Below are 16,771 nucleotides of genomic sequence, written 5' to 3' on the forward strand. Positions count from 1 at the left end.
ATAGCGCCGCTCGCGCTGCTGGGTCTCGACGACCGGACGCATGACCGTGAATCGCCGCTCGTGCTCGGCCGTCTCGTACACCGGCCGGGTCACCTGGTAGCTGCGTTCCTGCTCGACGGTCTCCACCACCGGGCGCATCACCTGGTACTGCTCGGTCTTGTAGGCCGTGCGGAACCGGGTCTGCATCACCGTGGTCGGCTGGACCTCGTAGACCGTCTCGTAGACGGTCTGCATCACGGTCTCGTATCGCGGCGCCATCGCCACCACGTCGATCGTCTGGACCACGGGAGCGGCACAGATGCGATACGACGCGGCGCCACAATAGGTGGCCCCCGCGGGCGCCGTCGTCCCCAGTACGAGCAGGGCCAGCGCGGCGAGCCGCGTCAATCCCTGACTCTTCAACATGATCGTTACCTCCGAGCCGCCTGGCGGCTCTCCTCGCTGGTGCAAGACTCAGTCGGTAAGACTCTCGTGCGATCGGAGAATCGGAACCATCCCTGAGGGATGCCCCGCTCGCTCGCGATCACCGCCCCCCCGAATTCCTCCGGGACAATGCGACGATCGGATCGAACTCTCCAAGCCACTATAACATGGGCAACTTGGATCGTCGGGAGAAAACACCTCGCCCCTGCCACCCACAACCCGCACAGGCCGCACAATTTTCCTATTCTGCGGATTGTTGCGGGCCTGTTCCGGTTTCGAAGTGAAAATCGGTGGAGACAGGGTCGGCCGAGGCCTGAGGGATCACGCCCGGCATCCCCCTCTGAACGCAATCGCGATGCCTCGGCCGCGGATCATGACCCAAAGATGTCCGATCCCCCGATTGTCAATCGGGTTCGGTCAATCACCCCGGAATCGGGGATCATGCCGATCGTACCGCCTGTCGCCCCGCCACCGTGACGTTTTTACAAACGTGACCGCCAAACCCGCCCGGGATTCTTCAGGTCGTCGGCTGATCGCGCAGGAAGTCCACGATCACTTCGACGCGACACAATTCGGACAGTCTCGGCTCTCAGGGCGTCTCAGGCTCCCAGGACGCGGATCAGGAACCACGTTTACGCCGACCCTTCTTCCCCGGCGGGGCGGATCGTCGACCGCCCGAGCCCTTGTTCGGGACCGATCCCCTCCGGAGCGATCGCCGCGGCGGGCGTCGCGATTCCGGCAGCGCGTCCTCGTCGGGGACCTCGCCGCTGAGGACCAGATCCAGCTCCCGGCGGTCGATGTCCACTCGCCAGACCCGGACCTCCACCTTGTCGCCCAGGCGGAACCGCTGGCCCCGTCGCCGGCCGACCAGCGTGTGCGTCTGCCGGTCCAGGTCGTAATAGTCGCTGTGGAGGCTCGTCAGGTGGACCAGCCCCTCGACCGGCAGCTCGACCAACTGACAGAAGAAACCGAAATCCTCGACCCCGATGATCACGGCGTGGAACGCCTCGCCGATCCGACCGCTGAGGTGCGTCAGCAGCTTGATCCGGATCAGCTCTTGCTCGGCGGCCTCGGCCCTCCGCTCGGTCCGGCTGCAGTGCTCGGCCAGGGCCACCAGCTCGTCCTCGGTCTCCTTCGGCCGCTTCCCGGCGAGCTTCGCGAGCAGGGCGCGGTGGACCTGGAGATCCGGGTAGCGGCGGATCGGCGAGGTGAAGTGGCAGTAATCGTCCAGGGCGAGCGCATAGTGCCCTGCCCGCTCCGCCGTGTAGGTGGCCCGCTTCAGGCTGCGCAGCAGGCCGAAATGCACGGCATACCGCTCCGGCTGCTCGGCCGACGCATCGAGCACGCGCTGCAACTCGAACCGGCTCTGCGGGCTGTCGATCGCGTACCCCAGGCTCCGCGCGAACTCGGCGAAGTCGCGCAGTTTTTCCGGTTGAGGGTCGTCGTGCCCCCGGCGGAGGAAGTCGATCTTCCGCTCGTTGAGGAATTCGGCGACGGCCTCGTTGGCCGCGAGCATGAACTCCTCGATCACCTGATGGCTCTCGTCGTCCTGCGCCAGGTGGGCGCCGACCACCTCCCCCTCGTTGCCGAGTTCCACCTCGACCTCGGGCATGTTCAGCTCGAGCGCCCCCTTCGCGAACCGCCGTTTCCGCAAGGTCATCGCGAGCGTGAGCATCCGGCAGAGCTGGGCGTGCACCTCGGCCGACACCCCTTCGATCGGCCGGTCCGGAGTCTTCATGGCCTCATACGCGTGCTCATAGCTGAACCGCTGATCGACCCGGATGGCCGACCGGACGAATCGGGCGTTGGTGCGGACCCCCTCCTCGTTGAATTCGAGCAAGGCGCTGACGGTGTAGCGCGTCTTCCCCTGCTGCAGGCTCGCCAGGCTGTTCGAGAGGATCTCCGGGAGCATCGGCACGACCCGATCCGGCAGATAGACGCTATTGCCCCGCTGTCTGGCGACCCGGTCCAGCTCCGAATTGGGCGGGACGAAGTGCGAGACGTCCGCGATGTGGACCCCGAGTTCCCAGAATCCCCGGTCGTCCCTCGTCAAGGTGATCGCGTCGTCGAAGTCCCGCGCGGTGGCCGGGTCGATCGTCACCGTGAGCTGATCGCGGAGATCGAATCGACCTTCCACGTCCTCCTCGTTGAAGTCTCGGGCGACCGATCGGGCCTCCTGGAGCACCTCGTCGTCGAATTCATCCGGGATGTTGTACGCCCGGAGCACCATCAAGGTATCGACGCCCGGCCGGCCGCGAGGCCCGAGGACCTCGGTGATCACCCCTTCCCCTTCCAGCTCGGCCGAGGGGAAGCGGACCATCTCGATCACCACCTTGTCGCCCGGCCGCGCCCCCTTCGCGCCCGGATCTCCCACGAAGATCGGCTCGTGGAAGGTCGTCTTGTCCACCCGGACGACGCCGAAGCCGTCGCGCTCCTCATACGTCCCGACGAAGACCCCCGACGACCGCTCGACCACCTGCAGGATCTTCCCCTGGTGGTTCATCCCCGGGGTCCGGGCCTTGCGGGTGATCTTCACCGCGACCTCGTCGCCGGTCGAGGCGTCGCCCGAGTCCTTGATCGGGATGAAAATATGATCCGCCCGGTCGGTCGCCCCCAGCGGCCGGACGAAGCCGAACCCCTTCGACGTGCGCCGGAAGGTCCCGATGATCGCCCCCTTCGCCCCCTTGGTCGCGGCGGCGGCGGGCTTCTCCAGCGTCTTGTCCTTGTTGAGGGCGAGCACCCCCTGCCGCACCAATCGCTTCGCGGCCTTGCGAAACTCGGTGTATTCGTCGGCGGGGAGCTTGAACGACCGGAAGAGGGCCTTCACCGTCAGCGGTTGATAGTCGGGACGCGACACGGCCCCGAGGACCCTCGACTCATAATCCGGGATCGACATGCGCTCGCCCTCTGGATCGCAGGATGGTCCGTCGCCGCTCCCCTCGCCTTGCCCCGCGCCGGGATGATGCGGCGGGCTAGAACGAGTCCCCGTCGCTCGACTCGTCTTCGGCGGGGGGCGATCCCTTGAACAGGCGATGGCCGACGCTCGGGTCGAACGACGTCCAGGTCGAGCCCGCCGCCGGGTCGTCCCGGATCTGCCGGCAGTAGGCAAACACCTTGGCGTCGAAGTTGTCGAGATAGTGGAGCGCGATCGCCTCGGGAGTCATCGGCGGCTTCGGGCTCCCGAACTCCGGCGGCCCGTGGTGGCTCACGATCATGTGCTTCAGCCGCATCAGCAGCTCGTCCGGGAAACGCTCGCCCGTCAGGTCCGCCGTCTGGCGCACCTTCTCGTCGAGCAACCCGATCCCGAGCACCAGGTGCCCGATCAGTTGCCCCTGGTCCGTGTAGCCGAAGGCCCGTTCGTAGTCGAGTTCGAGGATCTTCCCCACGTCGTGCAGGAAGATCCCGAGGATCAACACATCCCGATTCAACGCCGGATAGAGGTCCGCGATGCGGTCGGCCACCTCCATCATCGTCAGGACGTGCTCCAGCAACCCCCCCTGATACGCATGGTGGACCCTCACCCCGGCCGGGGCGCTGGTGTAGCGATGGAGGAATTGCTCGTCGATCAGGAAGCACTCCGCCAGCGCCCGGAGGTGGGGGTCGGACACTCCCATGAGCAATTGTCGCAGCCTCGCCGTCATCTCGGCGACGCCCCGGGAGGCCTGGGGCAGGTATTCCCCCAGGTCGAGCGACTCCGACGGCGTCGGTTCCAGTTGCCAGAGGATGAGCTGGACCGACCCCTGGAAGAGCTGGACCTTCCCCTTGGCCTTCACATAGTCGCCCGTCTCGAAGCTCCGGGCCTGCTCCTCGGTGGCGTTCCAGAGGCGGGCGCTGATCGTCCCCGATCGGTCGCGGAGGTCGAGTTGCAGGTAGAGCTGGCCCTGCCGGTTCGATCGGAGTTGTTTCTCGGCGACGAGGAAAATCTCCTCGACCGACTCACCGTTGGTGAGTTCTTTGACGTAGCGGCGCGTCATGGTGCGGGCAGTCGGTTGGGGCGGTGCGGCGGCGAATCGCGACGGGACGTTCTCGCGAAGCCCCTCGGGTCCGAGCCCGGGTCGACGCGATCGGAAGGCTGATTCTAGGCCCCTCGGAACCGACCGGTCAAGCCGACGAGGCGGGATCCGGCCCGCCCCCGCCCCCGGGGATCGTCCGAGGGCGGGCGGGCCGGCGGTCCGCGATCAACGCCGCCCGAGCGAATCACGCAAGGCCTGTCGGGCCGCGAGCCGGGCCGCCAGGTCGACCTGCCCTGGACGGGCCGACCCGATCGGCGTCAGGGCCTCGCGATTCGGGAAGCGACCGGCCAGACGCTCGAAGTGCGCCGCCCGCCGGAGCGCCGATCGCAGCTCGATCGGGTCCGGATTCTGGTCGGTCGGGAACGGGGTCGGCGTGCCGGTCGGCGTGTCGAACGGCGGGAACGGGAACGGGCGATCGGGAGGCGAGGGCAGGCCGATCACGCCGGCCGGCGGCAGGCCGAGCCCCGAGTGCTCCACGACCTGGGCCAGTTGCAGCGTCTCGCCGTAGGAATGATCCGAGGCCAGGGCGACCTCCGGCGTCAGGACCGGGTCGATCACCACCCCCACGTAGTAGGGCGCCCCGGTCGCCGGCAGGGCCACCGGCAGCATCGCGTCGAGCAGGACGACGTTCGGCGGATCGACCAGGTTCACGTCGCCCGGCACGAAGTTCTTCGTGGGGGCCTGCGACAACGGCAAGATGTTGTCGACCGTGAAGGTCCCGAGCACCGTGTCGTCGGGGCTGAACGTCGTGTCGGCCGACGCGACGACCTGAACGATCACCGGGCCTTGCACGTTCGTCGGCACCGCGCCGTAGTTCGCGATCTTCACCTGGGGGACGACCGTATCCCCCGGGTTCATGACCGGAGGCAGGCCCAGGGCGATGGCCTGCAGGCTCGCTTGGTTCGGCACGATCTGGAACGATTCGGCCTGACGGAGCACGTTGTTGGTGCGGTCGAGGTCGCGAATCACCCGATCCGGGTCCAGCTCCAGCGTGATGAAGCCGGTCTGCCCGGTCGCCGGGAATCCGGCCGGAGGGGTCTCGGGCAGGGTGAAGGTCCCCGTCACCTGCGCCAGGCGGTTCTGCGGGATCGCGGGGACGTCGATCGTGCCCAGCAGGACGCGATTCCGGGCCGGGCCGTGCCCCCGGCTGTTGAAGTAGACGTCGATCTCCGAGGGGCCCGCGTCGGCCGTGCTCGCCGAGCCGGGGAACTGGGCGAGCGGTTCGGGGATGGAACTCTGCCCCAGGTTCGTCACCTCGACCGTCACCGAGATCGGCCCACCGTAGGCCCCGACCGGCCCGGTGTACGCGTCTGCGATCGCCAGGTCAGGCAACGAGAAGCCGAGGGGCGAGTAGGCCAGCAACTGCCGACCTTCCAGGGTCTCCAGCGCGACCGGGGCCGATCGCCGTCGGGTTGTCCGCTCGTTGCCCCGCCGCGGGTGTCGCTCGGTCATTGCAACCACCTCTCACGTCCCGGCGGCCGGGGGCAACACGCCCCCGTCCCTCCAAGTCGCTCGAAACTCAATGGGGAGTCAGCCCGGACGGCGAGCCGACCTGCCCGGCGGGCAATGTCGGGCGCCGAGGCCCCGAACCGACGAACATTTCTCTGCTCGTCTGTTGGTTCGTCCGATCGGGCCACGGGACTTCGACCGAATTTCGAATCGAGGGCGACAGAAGTTCCTGTCCTGACAACAGGTTGCGAGAAACCGTCGGCACCGAATGCCCCAATTAACCCGATTGCGACACCGCCACCGATTATGCAGACCCGACCCCTCCTGGGGAACAACCCTCGCGATGCGCGCAGCACCATCGCCCACACGCCCGGGGGGATCGAACCGAGGCGCCACCTCTCGAATCAGGCGGCCGATCAGCCCCGATCCGGCCGGACCTCATCCTCGATCAGCTTGAAGAAGTCGTCATCTTCGATCGGAGCCGACCCGGCCTGCTGGCTCGGGGGCGACTCGATCGCCGGACCCTCCGCGGCCGGCTCCGGGAACGGCTCCATCGCCGCCGGTGCGAACGACTCGGGCCTCGGCCGAGGGGGTTCCTGCTTCGGCCTCGGCCGCTTCGACTCGGAGAACCCGGCCAGCTCCATCAGGGAGGTCGGCCGGTGGGTCTCGGCCTCCCGGATCGCCGCCTCCTCCTCCAGGAACTGCTGACTGTCCATCAGCGGGGCGGTCGGCTCGTAATCGATGTGGAACAGGTGGTTCGCGATCGCCAGCTCGTCGTCGGGCATGATCCCCTGGACCCGGTTCAGCTTCTGGCCGTTGATCTTCGTGCCGTTGGTGCTCCCCAGGTCGCGAACGTGCCACGTCCCGTTGATGAACGAGAGGACGCAGTGTCGCCCGGAGATGTTCTCGAAATCGAGCCGGATATCGCTCGACGGGCGGCGCCCGATCGTCAACTCCTTCTTCTTCAAGGGGATCGGGTCGCCACCGCCGAGGGGCTTCATCAGACCCAGGAGTTTCTCGTCTTGCATCGTCTGGCTCCCGATGTCGCAGAGGCACATATCCGCCCTGACGATCGACGCCGAAGCGCCCTCGAACCCAGGCTAGCCTTCGTCCCTGAACCGAAGCAACCCTCCGCCACCCATTCTGAATGGCTTGCTTGAGGGTTGGATCGACAGACAATGGTCATTACCATCTGCTACGACGGATTCGGCCGGTCGGGACAGACTTTTTTCCCGGAGGCCCCCCGGCACGACTCCCCCACCCGACTCTCACCTCGAAGGACACCGGCGTGCTCCCGCGAGTGCTCGAACCCGAAGTCATGGACACCCCCGAGGAAGCCCTCGACTACAACGCCATGGACCACGCCGAGGTCAACGCCCGGTTCGTGGCCGACCTCCTGCTCGCCCAGGGCCGCCCCGCCTCGGGAGACTGGCTCGACGTGGGGACCGGCACGGCATTGATCCCCATCGCCCTCTGCCAACGGGCGGGCGGCTGCCGGGTCGTCGGGACCGACCTGGCCGAACAGATGCTTGAACTCGCCCATCAGAACGTGACCGCCGCCGGGCTGCAAGGCCGCATCCGCCTCGATCGGGTCGATGCAAAGTCCCTGCCCTATCCCGATCGGGCTTTCGAGGCGGTCTTCAGCAACTCCATCGTCCACCACATCCCCGAGCCGATCGGCGTCCTGAGCGAGATGGTTCGACTCGTCGCCCCGGGGGGACTCCTGTTCGTGCGTGACCTGGTCCGGCCGAGCAGCGCGGGCGAACTGGATCAGCTCGTTCGACGCTACGCCGGCCAGGAGCCCGAGCGCGCCCGGGCCATGTTCCGCGACTCGCTCCACGCCGCGCTCACGGTCGATGAAGTTCAGGGCATGGTCGCCTCGCTCGGCCTCCCTCGCGACGGCGTGCAGATGACCTCCGACCGACACTGGACCTGGACCTGGCGGCGGCCGGCCCCGTAATCCCCCCTATGGAGCCGCCTTGCCATGGCGTCCGTCCCCGAGCCGGTCTTCCCCACCCCCGACGACCTGACCATCCCCTGCCCCGAAGGGCCGGGCCTGAAGGCCTGGCACTGGCGAAGCCCCGGTCCCCGGGGCATCCTGCTGATCGCCCATGGCCTCGGCGAACATGCCGGCCTCTATCGGGCCCTGGCCGAGTATCTCGTGACCACCCTCGACATCGATGTCCTCGGCGTCGATTTCCAGGGGCACGGTCGTAGCCCCGGCCGTCGCGGCCATCTGAGGCATTACGACCAGTTGGTCGAGAACCTCGAAGCGACGATCCGATGGGCAGAGCGGCACCGCCCCGGGCTTCCTCGCTTCCTCCTCGGCCACTCCAACGGCGGCGTCGTGGCCGCCCAGACCGCCTTGCGCCTGCCCGACCAGCTCGACGGACTGATCCTCTCGAACCCGGCCTTCCGCCTGAAGTTCCAACCCCCCTGGCACAAGCTCGCGGTCGGCCACACCCTGCGGGTGCTCGCCCCCTGGTGCACCATCAGCGGCGCGTTACCGATCGAGGATCTCTCGCGAGACCCGCTCCAGCAACTCCAGCTCGCCTCCGATCGGCTCATCCATACCCGGGTCGGCCCCCCGCTCTTTTTCGGCATGCGACAGGCCGGCCAGGACGCCCTGGAGCGGGCGGCCGAGTTTCGCCTCCCCTTGCTCATCATCCTCGGTCCCGATGACCCGATCATCGACCCCGATTCCGGCCGGTCGTTCTTCGACCGCTACGGCGGCCCCGAGAAGGCCGTGATCGCCCATCCCGGGTTCCGCCACGACCCCCTGTTCGAGAAGGACCGGGGCATCATCTATCACGGCCTCGCCAACTGGCTGCTGCCGAGGCGATCACCCCCGCCCCCCCTCCATGCCCTTTCCGCGCCGCAGAGCTTCGCGGAAGCCCCCCCGTCATCCTGACCCGATGGATCGGGCGATCCTGGGCACGATGAAGCGGTGCGGCCCCTTCATCGTCCCATTCGGGAACTGGTAGTAGACCGCTGCCCCGGTGTCCGGATGAATCACGAAACCGGGCTCCTCCCGCACGACGATCCGGCCCCTCCGATCGGGGCCGTTCTCGGCATGCTCGACCGTCCAGGCCCGGGCGGCCTCTCCCCCGTGAGAAATGATCAGGGTTCGCCCCGCCAGGTGCTCCGGGTCGGCGATCGGCCCCTCGGTCTCGAACCATCCCCGCCCCCCCGGCCCGGCCGATCGCTCCACCCGGCGAATCTTCCCCTCCACCCGCTCCTGTTCAACCCGATGCCCCCCGTAATCGGCGAAGGTGCCCCCGACCAGGGTGACTCCCCCGGGCCGGACCCGGACGAGCAGGCCGTCGGTGTTCAGCACGGCCCCATTCATCAGCGGGATCGACCGGGCGGTGCCCGGGGTCGTGTTGAACAGGAGGAACTCGACCCCCTCCACCGTCTCCAGGACCAGCAGGACCGTCCCCGCTGGTGATTCCACCCGCCCCACGCGGCGTATCCCGGAACGCTCCGGCGGCTCGTAGAGGGTCACGAAGGTCGATTCGAGTTCCTCGGGATCGTCCGACGCCTTCCGGAGGATCAAGACCCCCCGATCCTCCTCCGATCGGTCCGGGACATCCCCCGTGACGAGGGTCGCCGCCCCCGAGTTGAGCAGATGCAATCGGACGAGCGGCCCCGAGGGCCCGTGGAGTTCGGCGAGCGTCGGCCCCTCGATCCCGCCCCGGTGCAGGTTCGAGAACGCGCCGTAGGCCTGGAGGAACCAGCGGCCATCCTCGACCCTGGCCGTCGGCACGTAGACGATCGAGGCCGGGAGCAGGGTCCGCGGCCCCTCCTCGAGCGGCTGGCTGGTCTTCCAGCGCGCCATCGAGTTCGGGGGAGCGTGATAGATGGCGTCGTGCTGATGGCCCCCGTGCACCTCGAACACGCCGACGGCGAACCGAACCTGCTCGTCGTGCAAGACCGCCAGCGTGTGCCGATACCGCGAGCTGCTGGTCGGGTAGGCTCTCGGGTCGCTCATCGTCACCACCTGGAGGTCCGGTTCCGCGGCGAAGAACAGGATGTCGCTCCCGGGGACCGGCAGCCTCGCCTGGGCCGGAGACTCCCGCTGGTTCAGCCCGTCGACGACGACCAGGTTGTGGGCGGCCGAGGACCGTTCCCAACCGCTCGGCGTCGGCCCGTAATCGTCCAGGTCGCCCAGGACCGTCCGCCCGCCGAAGGCCAGGCGGATGCCGAGCCGATCGTAGCGCGCCTCGTCGAAATCGGCGAACCCGCGAAGCTCCAGATCGATGGCCGATTCCCCCTCGCCGGTCGAGAGCCTGGCCAGGCCGGCCCCCCCCAGCAAGGTCGGCGCCCGGGTGGCCTCACGCAGCGGGACCGCCGGCCACGAAACCTGCTGGACCTGCTCCAAATTCTCGTCGACGATCGCCGCGTCTCCGGCCATCCTCGCCAGCGGGATGACGGCCGCCAGCGACGCCCCCGGCCGATCCGGGGCCCGCTCGCGCCCCGGCGCGTTCGCCTCGGAGCCGAGAGGCCGGCCGGCGCCGCTCCCGCCCGTCCCTTGCCCCGCGACCGGCCCCAGTTCGGGCACCAGCCCCTGGAACCAGCCGTCGATCAGCCCGACGACCCGCCGGTGTGCCTCCGGGTCGGCCGACCTCCAGTGGCCATCGTGGTAGAACCCGCGCCGGGCCAGGGCATCGAGCGTCCGGAGGCCCGCGTCCCTCAGCTTCGGGTCATCGAGCAGATGACCGACCGCCAGCAGGCCCCTCGCCGCGTAGATCGACTGCTCGTCGTGCGGGTCGGGGTGCCCGAGCAGGAATCGCGCCGAGGCCCGCAGCAGGTCCTCCTCGATCGCCCGCCTCGGTTCCGGTTCCTCCATCAGGGCCCCCGCGTCGCCGATCGCCGGGTCGTCTCGAAGGATCGCGTAGGCGATCACCAGGTTCATCGGCACGTTCAGCGCGCCGGACCGGTCCCACTTGGCCGACCGGAAGTCCTCCCGGTAGGGCGGCTTCAGGTCCGCGGGCTGGAAGAACTTCGGCTGGCTCGGGTGGTCGAAGTGGACCGCATATCCCGGATACACCTGTGCGAACCGCAGCAAGATCACCGCCGCCAGGGTCGCGACCTTCGGATCACGGTCGTCGGGCAAGGCATCCCGATGCCGGACCGCCGCGTACAGGGCGAACCGCGCGAGGAAGGTCCGGGCCAGGTCGTCTCGCTTCGCATCCAGGTAGATGCGTTCCTGCGGGTATCGGGCGCGCTTCGGATCGACCAGATGATAGGGATACCGGTGAGTCACCCCATGCAAAACCTCGACCGCCTGCGACGGCACCGCGTTCTCGACCTTGGCCGGGATGTCATCGTTCGGGAAGCTCGCCTCGCACTGCGAGCAGGTCAGCGTCCCCGGCGACCGGACCGACCAGGAGAAGGTCTCCCCCGACTCGATCACCTCGCACGACGGGCAGCGGACGAAATACAGGCCGGCCTGCTCGGGCACCAGGTCGGCCACGGCCTGCGGCTCCAGGGCCAGCAGGGCCTCGACATCCGGATCGGCCCAGAACTCCTCCTGCCAGGCGTCCGGCAGGTCGAAGAAGGCGAAGGGATCGGCCTGGGGGGTCGAGGGGACCGACTGGGCCCGGCCCGATCCCGGACCCCAGCAGCCGACCAGCACGAGCGCGATCACGATCCCGATGCAGGCGGGAACCGGACGGGAGGAGGTCGGGAGCGATCGCGGGTCCTGAGGAGGGTGGAAGGTCATCGAGCGGGATCCTTCCCAGATCGAGGAAACAAAGGGGGGGAATCGGCGTGCAAGCGATCTCCATCCGGCGAACGAGCGAGCCATCGCCGGGCGGCATCCGGGCAGTCCGTCCTGAACCGCCCGGACATTGGACGCATTGCGGGCTGATTATGCCGATCAGCCCACGGGGATCAACTCTGCATCGAGGCGACCCTCGATTAATTCGTAGAGTCGGACCGGGCCGACCTGTTCCCCCGCGCCGAGCTTCACCCGAGCCTGACGGTCCCTGGCCCGTGCAAGCTGCCCCTCGGAGTGGTTGGAACAGTAAACGCCGTAATTCCTGAGCTCCTTCTGAGTTCCGTCGGTCCAGGGGGCCGCGATCTTGTGCACCGCGGGCTGTTCGCAGCCCTCGACATCGCAGACAGGCGTATAGTGATAAAACAGGCTCGGAAGGCTCATCGGTCTGGTCCTCGTACGGACGAGCCGCGTGCCGCGAGGCGTACCGGCCCTCCGATTGGGCCAGGTACCCCGCGGCGACGAGGGGGGCGGGGAAAAGGCGTGGCAAGCACCGCGGTCCCCCGTCATCATCAATTGTAGGACGGCTCGACCAAACTCCCAAGTTCAACCTGGCCGCGAATCGGGTGCCGCGGCTCGTTTTTCCCGACAGGAGCTGACCCCATGGATGGCCTCCGGATGATGGCGTACCTCTGGTTCCTCGGCCTGCCGGCCCTCCCCGCCCAGATCGGCCCGGTCGCCCCCCCCGCGGCCATCTCGACCGAAGGGGTGCCCCCCATCTCCAGGGCGCTCGAACGCTCGCTCGCCCCGTACCGGACCGTCCCCGGCTTCGGCTTCGGCGGCTGGCTCGGCGGCCGTCGGGAATTGCTCATCGTGGCCGGGGCCGCCCCCTCGGGCCAGGTCTTCAGCGTCGTCACGCCGGGCGCCCCTCCCCGGCAACTGACCCGGATCTCGGGGCGGCTGGTCGGGGTCGAGCCCCGACCCGGACGCAACCAGTTCGCAATCCTTTACGACTCCGAAGGCAATGAATCCATTCAACTTGCGCTCGTCGACACCCGGGCGGGGGTGCTCGGCCGGCTGACCGACGGCCGTTCGCGCCATACCGAGCCCCGGTGGAGCCCGGACGGCCGCTCGCTCGCCGTCACCGGCGACGCCCGCAACGGCCGCGACTTCGACGTCTACCTGATCCGGCCCGACGACCCCGACCCGTCGGCCTCGCTCCTGCTCGAAGCGGAAGGCCTGACCAGCATCGAAGACTGGTCGCCCGACGGCCGATCGCTGCTCGTGTCCGAGTCCGACGTCGGGCACGACACCCGCATCCGGGCGATCGACGTCGAGTCGGGCAGTTCGACCCTCGTCGTGCCCGGCCCGGGGACTTCCGAGATCCACAGCCCCGGCTCCCCCCGGTGGTCTCCCGACGGCTCGTCGCTGTTCCTGACCTGCTTCGACGACGGCGAGTTCCGCCGCCTCGCCCGGCTCGATCGCACCACTCACCGCCTGACCATGCTCTCGACGGCGATCGAGACCGACGTCGATGCGTTTGCCCTCGCCGACGACGGCGAGACCCTCGCCGTGACGGTCCACGAGGACGGATACTCCTCGCTCCGCATCCTCGACGCCGATTCCGGCCGGGAACTCGCCCGCCCCGACATCCCCGCCGGCCAGATCAGCGGCCTGCGCTTCCGCCCCGGTTCCACCGAGGTCGCTTTCAACCTCGTCACCACCCGAGAGCCCTCGCAGGCCTATTCCGTCATCCACCCCTCGGGGGTCGTCGTTCGATGGACGCGAAGCCTCCCCGGCAGCACCGGCGTCCGCATCCCCGACCCGCCGGAGCAGATCCGCTATCCCTCCTTCGATGGCCGGGCGATCCCGGCCTTCGTCTATCGGCCCGACCCGAGACGCTTCCCCGGCCCTCGCCCGGTCCTGATCGACCTGCACGGCGGACCCCAGGAACAGGCCCGCCCCTCGTACCTCGGCCCCGATGCCTACATCGTCACCGAGCTGGGCATGGCCCTGATCGTCCCCAACGTGCGCGGGTCGAGCGGCTACGGGATCTCCTACCTCCGGCTCGACGACCGCGAACATCGTGAGGACGCCGTCCGGGACGTCGGCGCCCTGCTCGACTGGATCGCCCGTCAGCCCGAGTACGACCCGAACCGGCTCGTCGTCCGGGGGGGGTCTTACGGCGGTTATCTCGTCCTGGCGTCGCTCGCCCGATTCGGCGACCGGATCACCGCCGGCATCGACCTGGCCGGGATCTCCGACTTCGAGACCTTCATGGCCGACCAGCCCCCGCTGCGGCTCGAACTGCTCCGCCTCGAATTCGGCGACGAACGCGACCCGAACACCCAGGAATTTTTCCGGACCATCTCGCCGCTCCGCCGCGCCGACCGGATCACCAGCCCCTTGCTCGTCGTGCAGGGGCGGAACGATCCCCGCGTCCCGGTCGCCGAGGCCCGCCAGATCGTCGACGCCGTCCGGGAGAATGGCGTCCCTGTCTGGTACGTCCTCGCCGACAACGAGGGGCACGGCTACTCCAGGGCCGAGAACCTCGAATACCTCCGGGCCGTCGAGGCGTCCTTCCTGATCGAACATCTCCGCAAGACCCGGCTGGAGGACGACGACCCCCGGCCGTCAACCCCCTGAGCCCCGGGCCAGGGGCGAGCGTTGTTGTCCCGCAATCGGCACGTACTCGAACACCAGATACCGTTCTTCCCGCCCCATCCCATCGTCGACGATGCCGCCGTTGACCGTGTACGATCGCACGTCCCGGAGCCGGAAACAGAGGCTCATCGCATCGAGCCAGGCCGCCAGCCCCAGGTCGAACCGGGGGTCGTCGTTGTAGATCACGATCCGAAGCGGCCGATCCTCGGACACCCGGTCCAGCCCCGGCCGCGCCGGATCGCGGCCGCCCGGCAGGGCGATCGCCCGGTTCGACAGATACAGCTCCAGGCGCCCGAGCCGCCAGTACGTCCCGTCGAAGGTCGTCCCCCGCATCGCCCTGCTGCAACCGACCTCGGCCCCTCGGGCCACCTCGGGCCAGAACCACCGCGCAAAATCGCGGGAGCGCTGGTCTTCCCGGGTCCGATATGGCATGACCAGATCGGTCGAGAACATCCCCGCCCCGATCACGGCCAGACCCACCAGCACGATCGACAACCGACGCCCGCGCTCCCGAGTCGACGCGGTCCGATCGAGCAGCCGTCTCGCCCCCTCGCCGATCGCGATGCAGAGGCTGGGCGCGATGTGCTGCATCGTCCGGGCCGACCCGCCATACGGGTAACGCCCCAGCATCGCCGCGAGCAGGGTCATCCCGATCGGTGCCAGCAGGACCATCACGAGCCCCCGCTCGCCCCCCCTCCAGAGGGCAATCAGGCCCACCACCGCCAGCGCGGTCGAGACGACGCTCCCGCCCTTCTCCCCCCCGATCGGATAGCCGAACGCCTCCCCCACATGGGTCATCAGGAGCCATTGCGGCAGCCGCCACGGCTCGTCGATCGGCGGGAAGGCCGCGGCCCAGTAGCCCTCCCGATAGGTCGAGGAGACGGCGTCGCTCTGATCCCCCGTGCTGATCGCGTAGACCCCCAGGAACGCCAGGCCCACCACCCCGAGATACGTGGCCCAGATCGCCCGAAGCTCCCGATCGGCGTCTTCTCCGGCCCGTCTCCAGACGATCGGCGTCAGTGCCACGCCGATCCCCCCCGCGACGAACGTGGCCGGATGCGAGCAGGCCATCGCCACCGGAGCCGCCGCCACCAGCCACCAGAGCGTCCGCGGGCGTCCCGGATGCTTCAACCATCGGATCGCCGGCAGCATCACGACCAGCGCCGCGAGCAGGTCGAACGCATACGGCTTGACCTCGACCGCGTGGCGGATCGGCGCATACGAGACCGCGAGCACCGCCACCGCCAGCAATGCCGCCACCGGACCGACCGACCGCCTCGCCAGCAAGGCGAACACCGGAACCGCGACCACCCCGCAGGCCGCCGACGCCAGCCTGAGCGACCACTCCGAGGGGCCGAGCACCACCACCATCAGGCGCCCGACCCAAAGGAACCCGATTGGCGCAACCTGGAAAAATGTCAGGGGTTCCATCAGACCCCCGAACCCTCGACCCAGCACGTTCACCGCCACCATCGCCTCGTCTCCCCAGAGCGGGCGATCCGACAGGTAGCGGATGATCCGGAGCAAGACACCCAGGCCCACGAACGCGAGAAGCCATCGCTGGATGAGCCGATCGCGCGTCCCGGGCTCCGCCCGATCGGCCGGGCCCGGCTCGACGGCCCCGATCAATCGGCGTGGCCGGAACCGACGGGTCCGCCGGATTCCCTCGGCAGACGTCTCCACCGCGTTGCCTCCGGTTGCCAGAAGGTCACTCCCCGACTCCGTTTCGGGGCCATCGTCTCGTCGCTGAAGGGGGTTCTTTACCCGATCGTCGTCAATCCCGCATCCCCGAAATCGCGAGTCCCCCTGCCGGGCCGACCCAACCGCCCCCCCACCGCCTACCTCCAGACGAAATGCCCCACCAGCAACCCCGCCACGAACGCCAGGAACAGGGCGACCAGGACGAAGAGCGACCACGACAGGACCGCCAGGCGCGGGATGACCACATCCCGGGCCGGCCGAGGCCGCACCATCACCTCGTTCGCCCCCCCCAATTCCGCCGATTCGGGCCGCAACGCCGAGGCAGTCGGTGCCGGAGCCCGCAAGAACGACGGCACCGCCCCGGGCACCGACGCCTCCTCGTCGCCGGTCCGCTCGGGCCGATCGGCTCCACGTTCTGCCGACCGCGCCGGATCGTCTGGGCCGACCGCGATTCCCTCCGAAAGCGGGGCCGCCGAGGCCCCCTGCCCTTCATCACCGCCTTCTTCCTCCGGGAAGAGCGTGCGAAGCTCGTCCGAGCTCAGCTCGACCGCGTCAAAAAAACCGGACGACGGAGGCGACGCCCCGGCAAGCTCGTCCAGGCTGGGTGAAGGGCCCTCGGGGCGATCCCGGGCCGGTTCGCCGCCCCCCGGCGCGGCGGTCGTCCCGGCTCGGTGCGGGACGAGCAGGCTCGTGCCGCACTTGGGGCAATTCACGGCCCGACCGATCCGCGAGGGGGCCACCCCCAGCAGCTGACCGCACTGATCACACCGGAATTTCAACGGCTCGGAGGGCATGCCGAACA

General features: G+C 68.8%; 11 protein-coding genes and 1 pseudogene. 3 read left to right on the forward strand and 9 right to left on the reverse strand.

Features of this window, described 5'->3' with window-relative positions; genetic code table 11:
* The 5 genes and pseudogenes from AB1L88_RS06760 to AB1L88_RS06780 form a co-directional block, all read right to left on the reverse strand.
* A pseudogene (locus tag AB1L88_RS06760) lies at positions 1–405 on the reverse strand (hypothetical protein); the annotation flags it as partial.
* 637 nt (positions 406–1,042) lie between these two features.
* The gene (gene rnr / locus AB1L88_RS06765) at positions 1,043–3,319 is read right to left on the reverse strand and encodes a ribonuclease R (RefSeq protein ID WP_367095883.1); all 2,277 of its coding nucleotides are present in this window, start codon (positions 3,317–3,319) and stop codon (positions 1,043–1,045) included.
* Between the two features lie 76 nt (positions 3,320–3,395).
* A complete protein-coding gene (locus AB1L88_RS06770) occupies positions 3,396–4,397 on the reverse strand; it encodes an HD domain-containing protein (RefSeq protein WP_367095884.1) in 1,002 nt (333 codons plus the stop codon).
* Between the two features lie 204 nt (positions 4,398–4,601).
* Positions 4,602–5,888, reverse strand: coding sequence for a hypothetical protein (locus AB1L88_RS06775; protein WP_367095885.1), 1,287 nt, complete (start codon positions 5,886–5,888; stop codon positions 4,602–4,604).
* Between the two features lie 413 nt (positions 5,889–6,301).
* A complete protein-coding gene (locus AB1L88_RS06780; RefSeq protein ID WP_367095886.1) occupies positions 6,302–6,913 on the reverse strand; it encodes an FHA domain-containing protein in 612 nt (203 codons plus the stop codon).
* A 260-nt stretch (positions 6,914–7,173) separates the two neighbouring features.
* Between AB1L88_RS06780 and AB1L88_RS06785 the strand changes: the two genes are divergently transcribed.
* Both AB1L88_RS06785 and AB1L88_RS06790 read left to right on the forward strand, forming a co-directional pair.
* Positions 7,174–7,845, forward strand: coding sequence for a class I SAM-dependent methyltransferase (locus tag AB1L88_RS06785; protein WP_367095887.1), 672 nt, complete (start codon positions 7,174–7,176; stop codon positions 7,843–7,845).
* 24 nt (positions 7,846–7,869) lie between these two features.
* On the forward strand, positions 7,870–8,796 hold the full coding sequence (locus AB1L88_RS06790) for a lysophospholipase (RefSeq protein WP_367095888.1): 927 nt from the start codon (positions 7,870–7,872) through the stop codon (positions 8,794–8,796).
* Here AB1L88_RS06790 and AB1L88_RS06795 read toward each other — a convergent pair.
* Both AB1L88_RS06795 and AB1L88_RS06800 read right to left on the reverse strand, forming a co-directional pair.
* Positions 8,788–11,610: a hypothetical protein gene (locus AB1L88_RS06795; protein WP_367095889.1), complete on the reverse strand. Its 2,823-nt coding sequence runs from the start codon at positions 11,608–11,610 to the stop codon at positions 8,788–8,790. The two genes, AB1L88_RS06790 and AB1L88_RS06795, sit on opposite strands and share 9 nt — an antisense overlap.
* Positions 11,611–11,766: 156 nt before the next feature.
* Positions 11,767–12,048, reverse strand: coding sequence for a hypothetical protein (locus AB1L88_RS06800; RefSeq protein WP_367095890.1), 282 nt, complete (start codon positions 12,046–12,048; stop codon positions 11,767–11,769).
* A 219-nt stretch (positions 12,049–12,267) separates the two neighbouring features.
* On the opposite strand from AB1L88_RS06800, the gene AB1L88_RS06805 reads away from it, so the two are divergent.
* Positions 12,268–14,250 carry a prolyl oligopeptidase family serine peptidase gene (locus tag AB1L88_RS06805; protein ID WP_367095891.1) on the forward strand — a complete coding sequence of 661 codons (1,983 nt, stop codon included), beginning with the start codon at positions 12,268–12,270 and terminating at the stop codon, positions 14,248–14,250.
* Here the strand turns inward: AB1L88_RS06805 and AB1L88_RS06810 are convergent.
* Positions 14,239–15,951: a glycosyltransferase family 39 protein gene (locus AB1L88_RS06810; RefSeq protein WP_367095892.1), complete on the reverse strand. Its 1,713-nt coding sequence runs from the start codon at positions 15,949–15,951 to the stop codon at positions 14,239–14,241. The two genes, AB1L88_RS06805 and AB1L88_RS06810, sit on opposite strands and share 12 nt — an antisense overlap.
* A 155-nt stretch (positions 15,952–16,106) precedes the next feature.
* Entirely contained in the window at positions 16,107–16,682 is a 576-nt protein-coding gene (locus tag AB1L88_RS06815; RefSeq protein ID WP_367095893.1) for a hypothetical protein, read from the reverse strand.
* Positions 16,683–16,771: the final 89 nt, after the last annotated feature.

This window comes from Tautonia sp. JC769 (assembly GCF_040717455.1).
Lineage (GTDB): Bacteria > Planctomycetota > Planctomycetia > Isosphaerales > Isosphaeraceae > Tautonia.